The 14567-nt window shown below is 65.4% G+C and carries 17 protein-coding genes; 8 read left to right on the forward strand and 9 right to left on the reverse strand.

Features of this window, described 5'->3' with window-relative positions; genetic code table 11:
* Position 1: 1 nt before the first annotated feature.
* Both mltA and ACYQ4T_RS16215 read right to left on the reverse strand, forming a co-directional pair.
* Positions 2 to 1315, reverse strand: a complete 1314-nt coding sequence (gene mltA, locus ACYQ4T_RS16210) for a murein transglycosylase A (RefSeq protein ID WP_459856145.1) — start codon at positions 1313 to 1315, stop codon at positions 2 to 4.
* 21 nt (positions 1316 to 1336) lie between these two features.
* Entirely contained in the window at positions 1337 to 2071 is a 735-nt protein-coding gene (locus ACYQ4T_RS16215; RefSeq protein ID WP_459856147.1) for a Tim44/TimA family putative adaptor protein, read from the reverse strand.
* A 155-nt stretch (positions 2072 to 2226) separates the two neighbouring features.
* Here ACYQ4T_RS16215 and ACYQ4T_RS16220 point away from each other — a divergent pair, with 155 nt between their 5' ends.
* From ACYQ4T_RS16220 to ACYQ4T_RS16230, 3 genes are read left to right on the forward strand one after another with little or no spacing between them, the layout of a single operon-like run.
* Positions 2227 to 2712: an FxsA family protein gene (locus ACYQ4T_RS16220; protein WP_459856149.1), complete on the forward strand. Its 486-nt coding sequence runs from the start codon at positions 2227 to 2229 to the stop codon at positions 2710 to 2712.
* Positions 2709 to 3242: a histidine phosphatase family protein gene (locus tag ACYQ4T_RS16225; RefSeq protein WP_459856151.1), complete on the forward strand. Its 534-nt coding sequence runs from the start codon at positions 2709 to 2711 to the stop codon at positions 3240 to 3242. Before ACYQ4T_RS16220 ends, ACYQ4T_RS16225 begins: the two co-directional genes overlap by 4 nt.
* A complete protein-coding gene (locus ACYQ4T_RS16230; protein ID WP_459856153.1) occupies positions 3239 to 3760 on the forward strand; it encodes a GNAT family N-acetyltransferase in 522 nt (173 codons plus the stop codon). Before ACYQ4T_RS16225 ends, ACYQ4T_RS16230 begins: the two co-directional genes overlap by 4 nt.
* Here ACYQ4T_RS16230 and ACYQ4T_RS16235 read toward each other — a convergent pair.
* Positions 3757 to 4449 carry an SDR family NAD(P)-dependent oxidoreductase gene (locus ACYQ4T_RS16235; protein WP_459856155.1) on the reverse strand — a complete coding sequence of 231 codons (693 nt, stop codon included), beginning with the start codon at positions 4447 to 4449 and terminating at the stop codon, positions 3757 to 3759. The two genes, ACYQ4T_RS16230 and ACYQ4T_RS16235, sit on opposite strands and share 4 nt — an antisense overlap.
* Before the next feature lie 177 nt (positions 4450 to 4626).
* Between ACYQ4T_RS16235 and secB the strand changes: the two genes are divergently transcribed.
* The gene (gene secB / locus ACYQ4T_RS16240; protein WP_459856157.1) at positions 4627 to 5160 is read left to right on the forward strand and encodes a protein-export chaperone SecB; all 534 of its coding nucleotides are present in this window, start codon (positions 4627 to 4629) and stop codon (positions 5158 to 5160) included.
* Positions 5161 to 5251: 91 nt separating this feature from the next.
* Here the strand turns inward: secB and dnaQ are convergent, their stop codons facing one another.
* Genes dnaQ through ACYQ4T_RS16270 form a run of 6 tightly spaced genes read right to left on the reverse strand, consistent with a single transcriptional unit; the run spans position 5252 to position 9754 of the window.
* A complete protein-coding gene (gene dnaQ / locus ACYQ4T_RS16245) occupies positions 5252 to 5956 on the reverse strand; it encodes a DNA polymerase III subunit epsilon (RefSeq protein WP_459856159.1) in 705 nt (234 codons plus the stop codon).
* Positions 5949 to 6839 (reverse strand): glutamate racemase, encoded by an 891-nt coding sequence (locus ACYQ4T_RS16250; protein ID WP_459856163.1) that lies wholly within the window; start codon positions 6837 to 6839, stop codon positions 5949 to 5951. Before ACYQ4T_RS16250 ends, dnaQ begins: the two co-directional genes overlap by 8 nt.
* Complete coding sequence (gene coaE / locus ACYQ4T_RS16255) at positions 6836 to 7420, reverse strand: dephospho-CoA kinase (RefSeq protein ID WP_459856165.1); 585 nt, start codon at positions 7418 to 7420, stop codon at positions 6836 to 6838. The genes ACYQ4T_RS16250 and coaE overlap by 4 nt, the downstream gene beginning before the upstream one ends.
* On the reverse strand, positions 7417 to 8292 hold the full coding sequence (locus ACYQ4T_RS16260; RefSeq protein ID WP_459856168.1) for a shikimate dehydrogenase: 876 nt from the start codon (positions 8290 to 8292) through the stop codon (positions 7417 to 7419). The genes coaE and ACYQ4T_RS16260 overlap by 4 nt, the downstream gene beginning before the upstream one ends.
* Before the next feature lie 17 nt (positions 8293 to 8309).
* Positions 8310 to 8912 (reverse strand): Maf family protein, encoded by a 603-nt coding sequence (locus tag ACYQ4T_RS16265; protein WP_459856171.1) that lies wholly within the window; start codon positions 8910 to 8912, stop codon positions 8310 to 8312.
* The gene (locus ACYQ4T_RS16270) at positions 8912 to 9754 is read right to left on the reverse strand and encodes a pyruvate, water dikinase regulatory protein (RefSeq protein WP_459856174.1); all 843 of its coding nucleotides are present in this window, start codon (positions 9752 to 9754) and stop codon (positions 8912 to 8914) included. Before ACYQ4T_RS16270 ends, ACYQ4T_RS16265 begins: the two co-directional genes overlap by 1 nt.
* 429 nt (positions 9755 to 10183) lie before the next feature.
* Between ACYQ4T_RS16270 and hemE the strand changes: the two genes are divergently transcribed.
* The 4 genes from hemE to rho all read left to right on the forward strand — a co-directional run bounded on the left by hemE (position 10184) and on the right by rho (position 14550).
* Complete coding sequence (hemE, locus tag ACYQ4T_RS16275) at positions 10184 to 11230, forward strand: uroporphyrinogen decarboxylase (protein ID WP_459856176.1); 1047 nt, start codon at positions 10184 to 10186, stop codon at positions 11228 to 11230.
* Entirely contained in the window at positions 11227 to 12279 is a 1053-nt protein-coding gene (hemH, locus tag ACYQ4T_RS16280) for a ferrochelatase (protein ID WP_459856178.1), read from the forward strand. The genes hemE and hemH overlap by 4 nt, the downstream gene beginning before the upstream one ends.
* A 3-nt stretch (positions 12280 to 12282) precedes the next feature.
* On the forward strand, positions 12283 to 12723 hold the full coding sequence (hemJ, locus tag ACYQ4T_RS16285) for a protoporphyrinogen oxidase HemJ (protein ID WP_459856181.1): 441 nt from the start codon (positions 12283 to 12285) through the stop codon (positions 12721 to 12723).
* Positions 12724 to 13176: 453 nt separating this feature from the next.
* Positions 13177 to 14550, forward strand: coding sequence for a transcription termination factor Rho (gene rho, locus ACYQ4T_RS16290; protein ID WP_459856183.1), 1374 nt, complete (start codon positions 13177 to 13179; stop codon positions 14548 to 14550).
* The last annotated feature ends 17 nt before the right edge of the window (positions 14551 to 14567 follow it).

The following is a 14567-nucleotide window of genomic DNA, read 5'->3' on the forward strand; positions in this document are numbered from 1 at the left end:
CTCAATTCGGTCCGTCGGTGTTGAGCTCGCTGACGGTCAAGGTGTTACGCGTCGCCACCGTTTTCGGCAACAGGACATAGTAGCGGCCGCTGTTTTTCATCCGCCCGGCAAATTCCAGGGCGGTCTCGCCGGTGCCCCAGAAGAGGTCGCCGCGGATCGGGCCCTTGATCGCCGAGCCGACGTCCTGGGCCACCATCAGCCGCTGCAACGGGGAGCCGTCCGGGGCATGGGTGTCGAGCCAGACCGGAACGCCCAGCGGCATGAAGGCGGGGTCCACCGCCATGCTGCGGGTCGGCGTCAGGGTGACGCCCAGCGCGCCCGCCGGGCCGGTCGGCATGCCCGCCGTGGTGTCGAGCTCGCGGAAGAAGATGTAGCGTGGGTTCTTCTGCATCCAGGTCCTGGCCTCAGCCGGGTGCGCCTGCAGCCAGGCCCTGACCGATTGCATCGAGGCCTGGCCCTTCGGGATCAGGCCTTCCTGGATCATCAGCCGCGCGACCGGGACGAAGTCCTGGCCGTTGTTGCCGGCATAGCCGATCCGGGTGAGCTTGCCGTCGGGCAGCTTCACCACACTCGAACCCTGGATATGCAGCATCCAGGCATCGACCGGGTCCTTGAGCCACATCAGCTCCAGCCCCTTGCCGGCCAGCGCGCCGTTGTCGATCTCGGCGCGGGTATAGGTGACCGGCGGGTTCGGCGCCTTGTAGAGCGGCACGGTATAGGCACCGCCGCGCGCCCGCGCGCCGTCGAGCTCGGTCTCGTAATAGCTGGTGAAGAGGCCCTGGTCGGTGGTGCGGTCGAGCGCGCGGTAGGGCTGGAAATAGGTCTTCAAGAAGATCGCCATGCCGGTGTTGTCGCCGGCTTGCAGCTGCATCGCCGCGTTGCAGGCGGGGCGCCAGTCGGCGGCCTGGCCGCCGAGCTTGCCGATGGCTTTCTCGTCCGGCCATTTCGCGAAGGCGGCACAGCTGTTCTGCAGCGCCGGCAGCGCCTCGGAGAGGCGATCCTGCTCCCAGCCGGGCAGAGAGTCGAAATCGGTCGCGACCAGCGCGAGGCTGTGATCCGGCGCTTCGCCGACCCTCGGCGTCGCGCAGGAGGCGACCAGCATCAAGAGACCGAGCGACGCCAGCGTGAAGGAATGCCGGCCGTGATGCAGCAGCTTGCGCAAGGCGGCGAGCTGCGCCGCCTTGCGCGCGGCGCGCTTCTTGGCGACGGGATGTTTTGCGGCTTTGCGCTTGCCCTTATGCGGGGCGCCCGGGCGGTGCGGCTGGCTGCGGCGCTTTCCCGGGCGGCGATGCTGTCCGGCCTGCCGAGCCTGCATGTTTCCCCCTAGCGCTCAGGCTTAGTTCGGGCTTTCGGTGCCGATCAGGACCCAGTTCGGATCGCGCGCCGTCACCGGGCGGCTGAAGGTCCAGATGTCGGTGATGGTCGCGACCTCGTTGGGATGGCCATCGACGATCCGGCCTTCGCTGTCCTGGGTGACGTTTACCTGCTGCGAGATGAACTTCACCTTGATCCGCGCGTCGGGGCCCTTCATCTCGGCGTCGAGCAGCTCGAGGCCGATGATCCCGACCAGGGTCGTCTTCAGGGTCTCCTTGCGGCGCAGGCGGTCGCTGATGGCGGAACCGAATTGCTGCATGACTTCCGGCGCCAGCAGCGGCTTCAGCCCGTTGGCGTCGCCGGCGGCAAAGGCTGTCAAGATCATGTCGAAAGCGATCTTCGAGCCGGCCAGGAAGGACACGGCGTCGAATTCCGGATCGGCGGCGCGGATCGCTTCCAGCCCCTTGCGGGCGGATTCCGGAGATTGCGCGATCACCGCTTCCAGCTGGCGCTGCTCGCGCGGCAGGACGCTGCGCTCCTCGCGCGGCTGCGGCGCGTCCTCGTTCGCCGGCGCATCCAGACGCGGCGCGCGGCCCGCCGGCTCGCTGTTGGGCGTTCCGGTCGGCGCGGAGCCGGGCTTGGTCATGAAGGGATCGATCGAACGCTCGTTGCCGGTGCGGCGGCCCAGCACCGTATAAAGCTTCCAGCCGAGAAACAGGGCGAGGGCGGCGAAGATAATCAGATCAAATCCGGTCACGGTGCGGTTCGATGCCTATCTATCTGAACAGGAAACTCTATCTGAGCAGGAAACCCCGGCCTGGACGGGTGGTACGGCCCGCCGGAACAGAGTAAACCATTGATTTCCATTTTACATAGGAAGCCTTGGCCCCGCCAACAACTATGACCCGTTTCGTGACCTTGACCGCCGTCATGCTGCCTTTCCTGGAAATCCCGGGTTTTGTCCTGGTTTCCACTTGGATCGGCGTGATTCCGATGCTGGGCCTGGTGGTCTTGGGGGTGATCCTCGGCATCATGGTGATCCAGCGGGTGGGCTTGAATGCGGTGGTAAACCTCCGGCTGGCCGTCGCCCGCGGCGAGGAGCCGGGCCATACCCTGATCGACGCGGCCTGCTTCGCGTTGGGGGGCTTCTTGCTGACCATCCCCGGTTTCATCAGCGATATCATCGCGCTCTTCCTGTTCCTGCCCTGGACCCGCAACTACCTGCTGCGCCGGGCGGCCCGTCACTTCGACGTGAAGATCTATGGCACTGGATTCGGGGCGAGGCCGGAGCCCAGGACCGGCGCCGGCGGCGTGATCGAGGGCGAGTATTCGGTGGTGGATTCGGAAGCGCCCGAGCCCGACCAGCCGCGATTGAAGGATGGATCTTCCGGCCCATGATCCTGATCCGCCACGGCGAGTCCGAGTTCAACGCCGTCTTCAACCGTACCCGCAAGGACCCCGGCATCGCCGACCCCAAGCTCACCGCCCAGGGCAAGGAGCAGGTCCGCCGCGCGGCGGACCGGATCCGGCGCGACGGGCATCCGGTCCGGCGCCTGATCACCAGCCCCTACACCCGTGCGCTCGAAACCGCCGCGATCCTGGCCGAGGTGCTGAAGCTGCCGGTCGAGGTCGAGCCGATCGTGCACGAGCATGCCTGCTGGACCTGCGATATCGGCACGGCCGTCAGCGCGCTCTCCGAGCAATGGCCGGCGCTGGATTTCAGCCATCTCGAAGAGATCTGGTGGCCGGAGAACGAGCCACATGAATCGGTGCACCGACGCTGCAACGATTTCCGGGTCAAGGCAGCGCAGCTCAACGACTGGCGTCATGTCGGCGTGGTCAGCCATTGGGGTTTCATCCGCACCCTGACCGGGCTCGACGTGAAGAATGCCGAGGTCGTGGAGTTCGATCCCACCTTGCGGCCATGAGCCATCCGATCATTGAGACCCCACGCCTTATCCTGCGTCGCCTGGCGAACTATGACGCGCCGGCCTTGCATGAAATGCTCTCGGATCCGGAGACCATGCGCTTCTGGTCGACCGTTCCGCATGTCGAGATCGCCGAGACCGAGGCCTGGATCGCCGAGAGCGTCGCCGCCACGTGCCGCGGCGATGCGCATGACTTCGCGGTGCTGGTCGAGGGGCGGGTGGTCGGCCGCGTCGCCTTCTGGATGGGCAACGAAATAGGCTTTCTCTTTCACCGCGACGTCTGGGGCCAGGGCATCGCGCGCGAAGGAGTCGGCGCGCTGCTGCGCCATGGCTTCGACACGCTGAAATTCACCAGTGTCCGCGCCGATGTCGATCCGGGGAACATACGCTCGCTGGCTTTGCTCGGGCGCTTGGGCTTCAGGCGCACCGGCTATGCCGAACGCACCTTCAAGATCGGCGAGACCTGGGTGGACAGCGTGTACTTGGAGCTGAAGGCGGGCGAGTTCGTCGCCGCCTAGAAATTCTCCGTCCATGGCCGCACTTCCATCTCCGTGCTCCAGGCGCTGCGGTGCTGGCGATGGACGGCGAGGTAGGTCTGCGCGATGGCGTCGGGGTTGAGCCATTTGTCGTTGGCGGAGACACGGTCGGCCGTGGTGCCGGCGATGCCGCCGTCGATTACGAAATGCGCGACATGAATGCCCTTGGGCTGGAGCTCGCGGGCGAGGCTTTGCGCCAGCCCCCGCAAGGCGAACTTCGCCATCGCGAAGGGTGCCGACTGCGCATAACCCTTCACGCTGGCAGAAGCGCCGGTGAAGAAGATCGAACCGTTACCCTTGGGCAGCATGCGCTTCGCGGCCTCCTGTGCCACCAGGAACCCACCATAAGCCGAAGAGATGAGGGTCTTCTCGACCTCGGCCGGATCCAGCTCGACGAAGGGGCCCCTGGTGCGATAGCCGGCGTTGAAGACGACCAGGTCCGGCACCGTGCCGATCTGCTCGAACAAGGCCTTCACGTCGGCCGGCTTGGTGGCATCGCAGGCGACCGCCTTGGCTTCCGTCTCCTTCACGAGGTCGGCAAGCTTCTCCGGATGGCGGGCGGCCAGGACCAGCTTCATGCCCTCGGCGGCAAGGATCCTGGCAAGGCTGGCCGAGAGGCCGGAGCCCGCGCCGACGATGACGGCAAGCTCGCCCGGGTTTGCATTCGCCATTCTAATCTCCTGTGATTTCAGAGGTTTAAAGCGAAGATGCCGGCCACTTCGGCCCGTCGCGGTTGCCAAGCCCAGGCGAAGGTGCTAGCGGGAGCGCCGATTCCGAACATGCTTCGCGAAACGGTCCCGTCCAAGGGCCAGGCGAAAAAATACACGACTTCAAGATCAGGGACCCTCATGGCCGACCAGACCCCCTCCAATCCCAGCGGCACCCAGCCCGGCAATGCCGCCGACGCCGCCGCCCAGGCTGCCGCCCCGCTGACCGTGGTGCATCAGTACCTGAAGGATTTTTCCTTCGAGAACCCGAATGCCGCGAACGGCTTCCAGCCGCTTTCCACCATGCCGACCGGCTATATCCGGGTCGATGTGCGGGTGAAGCCGATGACGCCGCCGGACATCGAGGTGTCGCTGTTCCTGGCCGCCGAGGCGAAGATCGGCGAGACCACGATCTATGTGGTGGAGAGCGAATATGCCGGCGTGTTCCGCCTCGGCCGCGTGCCGCAGGAGCATATGCTGCCGCTGATCATGATCGAGGCGCCGCGGCTGCTGTTCCCGTTTGCGCGCCAGCTGATCGCGACCGCAGTGCAGGCCGGTGGCTTCCCACCGCTCTACATCAATCCGGTGGATTTTGTGCAGCTCTACCGCGACCGCCAGCCGGACCTGCAAGAAGCGATCAAGGAAGCGCAGGGCGGGGAAACCGCGAAGGCCTAGCTAAGTCCTAACCCGTCATGGCCGGGTCAGGCCCGGCCGTCTTGTGCCGCCGGAGAGAGATGCGCGGGTCGAGCCCGCGCTTGCCGGCTTGTTATGCCTTCAGCCAGATCGCGTCCTTGATCTTGGCGAGAAACGCCTGATGCGCCGCGAGCTCTTCGGGACTCGGCGCATGGGGGCGGGGCGGGCGCACCGGCAGCTCGATTCCCGGTGACGCGCTGCGCCTTCCGCCGGTGAAGTCGAGATCGACGCTGACGCTGACTTCCTCGGTCAGGATCAGGCCGGCCTGGCGGCCACCCATCAGCTCCAGATAGACGTCGGCCAGCAGCTGCGCGTCGAGCAGGGCGCCGTGCAGGGTGCGGTTGGAATTGTCGATGCTGAAGCGCTTGCAGAGCGCATCGAGGCTGGCCGGGGCGCCGGGGAATTTCTTGCGCGCCATCGCCACCGTGTCGATCGCGCGCTGAAAGGGAATCGCCGCCTTGCCGGCGCGCTCGAGCTCGACATTGATGAATTTCATGTCGAACTCGGCGTTATGCGCGATGATCGGGGAATCGCCGATGAATTCCAGCAGCGCGTCCGCGACCTCGGCGAATTTCGGCTTGTCGGCAAGGAATTCCGCCGAGAGCCCGTGCACCTGGAAGGCCGCCTGCGGCACGTCCCGCTCCGGGTTGACGTATTTCCAGAAGCTCTTGCCGGTCGGCACGTGGTTCATGAGCTCGAGGCAGCCGATTTCCACCAGCCGGTCGCCATTGACGGCGTCAAAGCCGGTGGTTTCGGTGTCGAGCACGACTTCACGCATCGAGCAGCGTCTCCGTTGAGTCCAGCGTCCCAGGGTCTATCGAGTCGACGCGTTGAAATCGAAGATGCCGCCCGTAGAATCGGCTGGCAAGCGTGGAAACCGCCTCCGGTTCGCCAGTGGTGAGGCAGACCGGCGCGACCGGGTCCCGCGCAAAATCCTTCATTTCCGGATGGCGGAAGAGATAGGCGACCATCGCGGCGGCCACCCGCGCCGGCTGGCTCAGGATCTGGGTCTCCGGCGGCAAGGCGCCGCGAAACAAGGCTTCCACCAGCGGGAAATGGGTGCAGCCCAGGACCGCCTTGTCCGGTGCCTTGCCGAGGCGTTGCAGCAGCGCGTTGACGTGGCGCGAAACCGTCTCGCGGAGCGCCGTCTCGGAGGCGCCAGACTCGATCATGCCGGCGAGTTCCGGGCAGGCCTGCTGCGTCACCACGATGTTCGGCGCGCGCAAGGAGATCTCGCGCGGATAGAAACCACTCTCGACGGTCGCCTGAGTCGCGAAAACGGCGACGGTCTCGACCGGACGGCGCGCTTCACCCGGACCGGCGGTGGAATGCCAGGGCGTCTGGGCGATCTCCTCGATCATCGGCGCGATGACGCCGAGGATCCGCCGGTCGGGATAGTACATCGGCAACCAGTCCTGCTGCAGCGGCCGGATCGCGGCTGCCGTGGCGGTGTTGCAGGCGAGGACGACGACGCGAGCCCCGGCGTGGAACAACAGCGCGACGCCGGACCGAGTCAGCGCCAGGATTTCCGCGGCGCTCTTCGGCCCGTAGGGCGCATGCGCATTGTCGCCGAGATAGAGGAAGCGCTGGCGCGGCAGACGCGCGTGCAGGGCGGCCAGCACGGTAAGGCCGCCATAACCGCTGTCGAAGACCCCGATCACTTGAACTTCTTCAAGATGCGGGCGAGGGCGACGCGCGAAGCGCGCTTGCCCATGCCAGTCTGCACCACGAAGTCGGCGCATCGGCGTTTCTCCGCATCCGGCATCTGCTTGCTCGCGATCTCATCGAGCCGTTGGCGGCTCATGCCCGGACGCTTCAATACCCGCTGATCTTGGAGAAATTTAGGCGCGGTCACGACGATCACGGCGTCGCAACGCTTTTCGCCTCCGGTCTCGTAGAGCAGCGGGATGTCCAGCACCACGACCCGATGCCGGCGGGCCCGCGCGCTGCGGAGAAAGATCCGCTCCTGTTCGCGCACCATGGGATGGAGGATGGATTCCAGCCGCTTCAACTGGGCCGGATCTGCAAAGGCCCGACGCCCCAGTTCCTTGCGGTCGATGGCGCCGTCGAGCGCCGTGCCGGGGAAGGCCGCTTCGATGAAGCCGACCGCGGCGCCGCCATGGTTCATCAGCCGGTGCACGCTGGCATCGGCGTCGTGCACCGGAACGCCCATCTGCCGCAGGGCCTGAGCGGCGGTGGATTTCCCCATGCCGATCGAGCCGGTCAGGCCGAGGATGATCACGGGATGTCTTTCAACACGAAATCCCTGAGCGCTTGCGTCACCTGGGGCTCGACGCCGAACCAGGCGGCGAAGCCGGGCCGCGCCTGGTGCAGCAGCATGCCGAGCCCGTCCACCACGGCATTGCCGCGCGCCCGGGCGGTGGCGAGCAACGGCGTTTCCAGCGGCACATAGACGATGTCATAGACGGTCGCCGATTTCGGCAGGGCGTCGAGATTCATGTCCAGCGCCGGCTGGCCGGCCATGCCGAGCTGGGTGGAATTCACCAGCAGGCCGGCGCGTTCGAGCGCGGCCTCGCGGTGATGCCAGGTCACCACCTTCAGGCGGCCGGCAAGATCGCTGCCGAGCGCGGCGTCGAGTGCCTCCGCCAGTTCCTCGGCGCGGCGCTGGGTGCGGTTGGCGAGCAGGATTTCCGGCACGCCGGCTTCCAGCAAGGCGACGATGATCGCCCGCGCCGCGCCGCCGGCGCCGAGCAGCAAAGCGGGGCCTGCGTGGGGCTGCCAGCCGGGCTGGCTCGCCTGCAGATGCGCCAGGAAACCGAAGCCGTCGGTGTTGTCGCCGAGGATCGAGCCGTCATCCCGGACAATCAGCGTGTTCACCGCGCCGATCCGTTCGGCGACGCGGGTCACTTCATCGACCAGGCCGAGCGCCGGCTCCTTATGCGGCAGGGTGACGTTGCCGCCGCGAAAACCGAAACTCGGCAGCGCGCGGATTGCCCGGGGCAGGTCGCGCGGGTGGGTCGCAAAGGGGATATAGGCGCCGTCGATCCCATGCTGCGCCAGCCAGAAACCGTGCAACCTGGGCGAGCGCGAATGATCGACCGGATAGCCGAAGACTCCGGCGATCTTCGATTTGCCGGTCAGCGTACGGGTCACTGAGAGAGCCTCGTCGTTCATCGCGGCAGCATGTTCTGTTCGCGCAGGATGTCCAGCACGGGGAGCAGCGGCAGGCCAAGGATGGTGAAGAAATCGCCATCGATCTGCTTGAACATCTGCGCGCCCAGGCCTTCCAGCTGATAGGCCCCGACCGAGCCGAGGACCGCGTCGCCCGCCTGGCCAAGATAAATGTCCAGGAAGGCGTCTGTGAAGGCACGCATGGTGAGGTTCGCGGCGCCAGCATGATGCCAGATCCGCTGCCCGTCACGCGCCAGGACCGCGGCGCTGGTCAAGCGGTGGGTCTTGTCGCGCAAGGCCAGGAGCTGGGTCCTGGCGGCGGCACGGGATTCCGGCTTGTCGAACCAGACACCCTTGCAATCCAGCATCTGGTCGGCCCCCAGCACCAGCCGGCCCGGCCTGGCGCGGCTGACCTGCAGCGCCTTCAGTTCGGCGAGGGCAATGGCCGCGGTTTCGACCTCGGCTTTCTGCCGCTGCAGCGAGAGCTTCAGCTCGGATTCATCAACCCGGGCCGGGACGATTTCGATCGCGACACCGGCTGCGCGCAGCATCTCGGCGCGCGCGGTGCTGGCAGAGGCGAGGATGAGAGGCTGGGACGGCACTAAGCTTCGCGGACCGCCGCCAAGCCACGCTTCTCGCGGTGCTCGTGCAGCAGCTGGATGATGCTGGCGGCGGTTTCCTCGATCGAGCGGCGGGTCACGTCGAGGACGTGCCAGCCATGCTCGCTGCAGAGTCGCCGCGCCTGCACCACTTCTTCGCGGACCGCGGCGAGATCGATGTAGTCGGAATCCTCGTCCTTAGCGATCATCTGCATGCGGTTCTTGCGGATCTGCACCAGCTGGCTTGGGTCTTTGGTAAGGCCGACCACCATCGGGTTCTTCACCGTGAAGAGCTCGGCCGGCAGCGGGCAGCCGGGCACGATCGGCACATTGGCCGCCTTGATGCCGCGGTTGGCGAGATAGACACAGGTCGGCGTCTTCGAGGAGCGGCTGACCCCGACCAGGATCACATCGGCATCCTCGTAGTTCCGGGCCGACTGGCCGTCGTCGTGGGCAAGCGCATAGTCCATTGCCGCGATGCGGTGGAAATAGTCCTGGTCCATGATGTGCTGGCGGCCGGAGAGGCCCTTGGCGGTTTGCCCGAAATGCGCTGCCAGGGCGGTCATGACCGGATCGAGGACGGGAACCAGTGTGACGCCGAGGTCGCGGCAGCTCGAGACCAGCAGGTTTCTGAGCTTGTCGTCGACGATGGTGTAGAGGACCAGGCCCGGATTCTGCTGGATGCCCTGGAGCACCTTCTGCATCTGGCCGGTGGTGCGGATCAGGGTCCAGGAATGCTCGATCGCGGTCACTTCCTCGAACTGGACCAGGCAGGCGCGGGTGATGCTGTTCAGCGTCTCGCCGGTCGCATCGGAAACCAGGTGGATGTGGAAGCCGGTCGGCATCGGTCTCTCTCGTTCGCGAGGCGCGGGTCAACCCGGTGCACAAACCCGGGATAACTCCCCGACAACCCTGGGACAAAAGCCCAGTTTATGCACCTTCATGGGTTGTCCCCAGTCATGGCATTGCCCATCTCCAGGATCAACCCCCGGCACGGGTGACATCTTGAATCACGTGAATCCCGGGGATCGTCACGGCGACCGATTTCATCCCGGTTTTCCCCGTTATTCGTCCTCCTGGCGTCTTGCGGATTCACCCGGTGTTATCCTTCGGATCAGGTCTCGCCGGTCTGCGATTCCATCCGCAGGAATTGCGGGCATGAGATAGAAGACCGGGGATTACGACGATTCACCGCACATCTACTTCATCTACCTCTCTAGATTCTCTTTAAGTGTAAGAGTAGGAGGGACGGAGTTCTCCCTGGTCCTGCCGAGATGACCCAGCCCAAAGCACTGCCAAAGGTTTTGATCGATACTTTGCATGGTCGCAAAACCGACCGGACCCCGATCTGGCTGATGCGCCAGGCCGGGCGCTATCTGCCGGAATACCGGGCGCTCAGGCAGAAGGCTAAAGACTTCCTGGATTTCTGCTACACGCCGGAGCTGGCGGTCGAGGCGACCTTGCAGCCGATCCGGCGCTATGACCTCGACGCCGCAATCCTGTTCTCGGACATCCTGGTGGTGCCCCATGGCCTCGGGCAGAAGGTCTGGTTCGAGGAGGGTGTCGGCCCGCTGCTGGACCCGATCGCGGGCGCGGACGAGCTCAACCGCTTCGAAACCGGACGTATGGTCGAAGCCTTGGCGCCGGTCTACGAGACTTTGCGGCGCCTGAGAGAAGAGCTGCCGAAGGACCGGGCCCTGATCGGCTTTGCCGGCGCGCCCTGGACGCTGGCCAGCTACATGATCGAAGGCGGTTCGAGCCGCGACTTCGCCAAGGCCAAGCTCTGGGCCTATGGCCGGCCGGAGAGCTTCCAGAAGCTGACCGACCTGCTGGTGGATGCGGTGGCGACGCATCTGGAAGCCCAGGTCGCGGCCGGAGCCGAGGCACTGCAGATCTTCGATTCCTGGGCCGGGGCGCTGGATAGTGCGGGAATGCGACGCTGGTCGCTGGAGCCGATCCGGGCGATCGTGGCGCGGCTGAAGCGGACGGCGCCGAATGTGCCGGTGATCGTCTTCCCGCGTGGGGTCGCGACCGGCTATCGCGATTTCGCCGAGGCCGGGATCGGCAACGCCATCAGTCTCGACCAGCATATCGATCCCGCCTGGGCGCACGATGTGATCCAGAGCAAGACAGTGGTCCAGGGCAATCTTGACCCGCGCTGGCTGGTGGTGGGCGGCGACGGCATGCGCCAGGCGATCCACCGGATTCTCGACGCGCTGGGCCAGGGTCCGCTGGTGTTCAACCTCGGTCATGGCTGCGTGCCGGAGACGCCGCCGGAGCATGTCGCCGAGCTGATCGAAACGGTCCGCAGCGCGCGATGAGCAGCAACCGGCGCATCGCGGTCGTGCTGTTTAATCTCGGCGGGCCGGACAATCCGGCGGCGGTGCAGCCCTTCCTGTTCAACCTGTTCAACGACCGCAACATCATCGACCTGCCCGGCATCCTGCGCTGGCCTCTGGCGAAGCTGATCTCCAGCCGGCGGGCCAAGGCGGCGACCGCGATCTACCAGGCGATGGGTGGCCGCTCGCCGATCCTGCCCAACACCGAGCGCCAAGCGGCGGCCTTGCAGGCGACTTTGGGTGATCTCGGCGAGGTGCGGGTGTTCATCGCTATGCGCTATTGGCATCCGCTGACCGAGGCGGCGGCGGCGGCGGTGAAAGCCTTTGCGCCGGACGAGGTCATCCTGCTGCCGCTCTATCCGCAATTCTCGACCACGACGACGGAATCCTCGAACCGGGTCTGGCGCGACGCGGCCAGGAAGCTGGGACTCGAGGCGCCGCAGAAGCTGATCTGCTGCTATCCCTCGGAGCCGGGCTTCGTCGCAGCGGTGGCCAAGGTCACTGCCGCGGCGATCGCGCGGGCGAAAGCCAAGACTGCGGCGCCGGTCAAAGTGATCTTTTCCGCCCATGGCCTGCCGAAGAAGATCGTCGATCGCGGCGACCCGTATGTCGCGCAAGTCTCGGCGACGGTGCATGCGGTGGTGGACAAGCTCGGCCTTGCGGCGCCGGAATGGATGGTGGCCTTCCAGAGCCGGGTTGGCCCGCTGGAATGGGTTGGCCCGCCGACCGATCATTCGATCGAGGAAGCGGCAGCGGCCGGCAAGGCGGTGATCGTGGTGCCGATTGCCTTCGTCTCCGAGCATTCGGAAACTTTGGTCGAGCTGGATATCGAATATCGTCACCTCGCCGAGAGGCGCGGAGCGGTCGCCTATGAGCGCGCGCCGACCGTTTCGGAGGAGCCGGATTTCATCGCCGGCCTGGGGCAGCTGGTGCGCAATGCCTTGAACGACCCGAAACGCGTTCAACCGGGTTCGGGCGCTCAGGTCTGTGCCGACTGGCCGCGCTGCGCCTGCCAGCAACAGGGGCTGTAGACGATGCTGTACAACTGGCTGCTGGCGCTGCACGTCATCGCCGTGATCGCCTGGATGGCGGGCATGCTCTATCTGCCGCGGCTGTTCGTCTACCACGCGCAGGCTCTGCAGAAAGGCGGGGCTGGAGCCGCCGCGCTCAGCGAGACCTTCAAGGTGATGGAGCGCCGGCTGCTGCGCGCCATCATCAACCCGGCGATGATCGCAGCCTGGCTCCTGGGGCTGTCGCTGGCCTGGCAGGGGGATCATTGGCTGGAGGGCTGGTTCCACGCCAAGGTCGTACTGCTGATCGGCATGCAGCTGATCCACGCCGCCCTGGCACGCTGGCGCCGCGCCTTTGCCAGGGACGCCAACATTCACTCCGAGCGCTTCTACCGCTTCATGAACGAGGTCCCGACCCTGCTCATGATCGGGATCGTGATCCTTGCAGTGGTGAAGCCGTTTTGACGCGAAAGCCGAACCCGGTCGGCAAGATCACCGAAGGCGGCGCTGCCGCCGGACGCTAGGGGCACGGCCGATTGTATGACGGCCAGCCAGACATTCGCCGGCCGCCGCCCTTCCAAGCAATCAGAACTCCCGGCGCTATGCCCCTTGAAACCGCGCACGAAATTGCCATTTGACTTTGCATGGTCACTCCGGTATCGCCATGGGTAGCACCCTGGCAGGACCAATCGTTCCTCGCTCCCCCACGATATAATCCGTGAGTCTGGCCCTAAGACCTGGGCTTTGAGCGAGGGACCGGACCCGTCCAGGACGCGGCCTTCAGAAGACCGGTCATCAAACCCGGCACTCTTTCAGGATCGGGCGAACCGGAATCGGTCGCGCCGCGTCCCACTCCCCAGAAACTGCCCCCCTTTCCGCGCGTTTTCCCCACAAGAACCAAAGACCTACCGAAACCACATGAATCTCCAAGAACTGAAGCGCAAGACCCCCGCCGAGCTGCTGGAGTTTGCCGAGAGCCTGCAAATCGAGAACGCGAGCGCGCTCAGGCGCCAGGACATGATGTTCGCGATCCTGAAGCAGCTCGCGGAGAACGACACCGCCATCTTCGGCGACGGCGTGCTGGAAATCCTGCAAGATGGGTTCGGCTTCCTGCGCAGCCCCGAGGCCAATTACCTCCCCGGCCCCGACGATATCTATGTCTCCCCCAGCCAGGTGCGCCGCTTCGGGCTGCGCACCGGCGACACGGTGGAAGGCCAGATCCGGGCGCCGAAAGATGGCGAGCGCTACTTCGCCCTGCTGAAGGTCAACAAGATCAATTTCGACGACCCGGACAAGCTCCGACACCGCATCAACTTCGACAACCTGACGCCGCTCTATCCCGACGAGCGCTTCAACATGGAGCTCGAGGGCAAGGGCGATGTCGAGATGCCCAAGCGCGAGGAAGAGGCGCCGGCGATCAAGGTCGAGCCCGGCAAGCGCATGGAGCTCTCCAAGGGCAAGCTGCGCGGGTCGCGCGAATCCCACGATACCCAGAAGGTGGACATCACCGCGCGGATCATCGATCTCATCTGCCCGATCGGCAAAGGCCAGCGCGCGCTGATCGTGGCGCCGCCGCGGACCGGCAAGACGGTGATGCTGCAGAACATCGCGCATTCGATCGCCGCCAATCACCCGGAATGCTACCTGATCGTGCTCCTGATCGACGAGCGGCCGGAAGAAGTCACCGACATGGCCCGTTCGGTGAAGGGCGAAGTCGTCTCCTCCACCTTCGACGAGCCGGCGGTGCGCCACGTCCAGGTTGCGGAAATGGTGATCGAGAAGGCCAAGCGCTTGGTCGAGCACAAGCGCGACGTGGTCATCCTGCTGGATTCGATCACCCGCCTCGCCCGCGCCTACAACACCGTGGTCCCGTCATCGGGCAAGGTGCTGACCGGCGGTGTCGATGCCAACGCGCTGCAACGCCCGAAGCGCTTCTTCGGTGCCGCGCGCAACATCGAGGAAGGCGGCAGCCTGACCATCATCGCGACCGCGCTCATCGATACCGGCAGCCGCATGGACGAGGTCATCTTCGAAGAGTTCAAGGGCACCGGTAACTCGGAAATCATCCTGGACCGCAAGCTCTCCGACAAGCGGACCTTCCCCTCGATCGACATCACAAAGTCCGGCACCCGCAAGGAAGAGCTGCTGGTGGACAAGGGCACTCTCTCCAAGATGTGGGTGCTGCGCCGCATCCTGATGCCGATGGGCGTCACCGATGCGATGGAATTCCTGATCGACAAACTGAAGCATTCGAAGACCAATTCGGACTTCTTCCAGTCGATGAACCAATAGGGAAACCCCCCAGCGGC

The organism is Dongia sp. agr-C8, assembly GCF_054658695.1.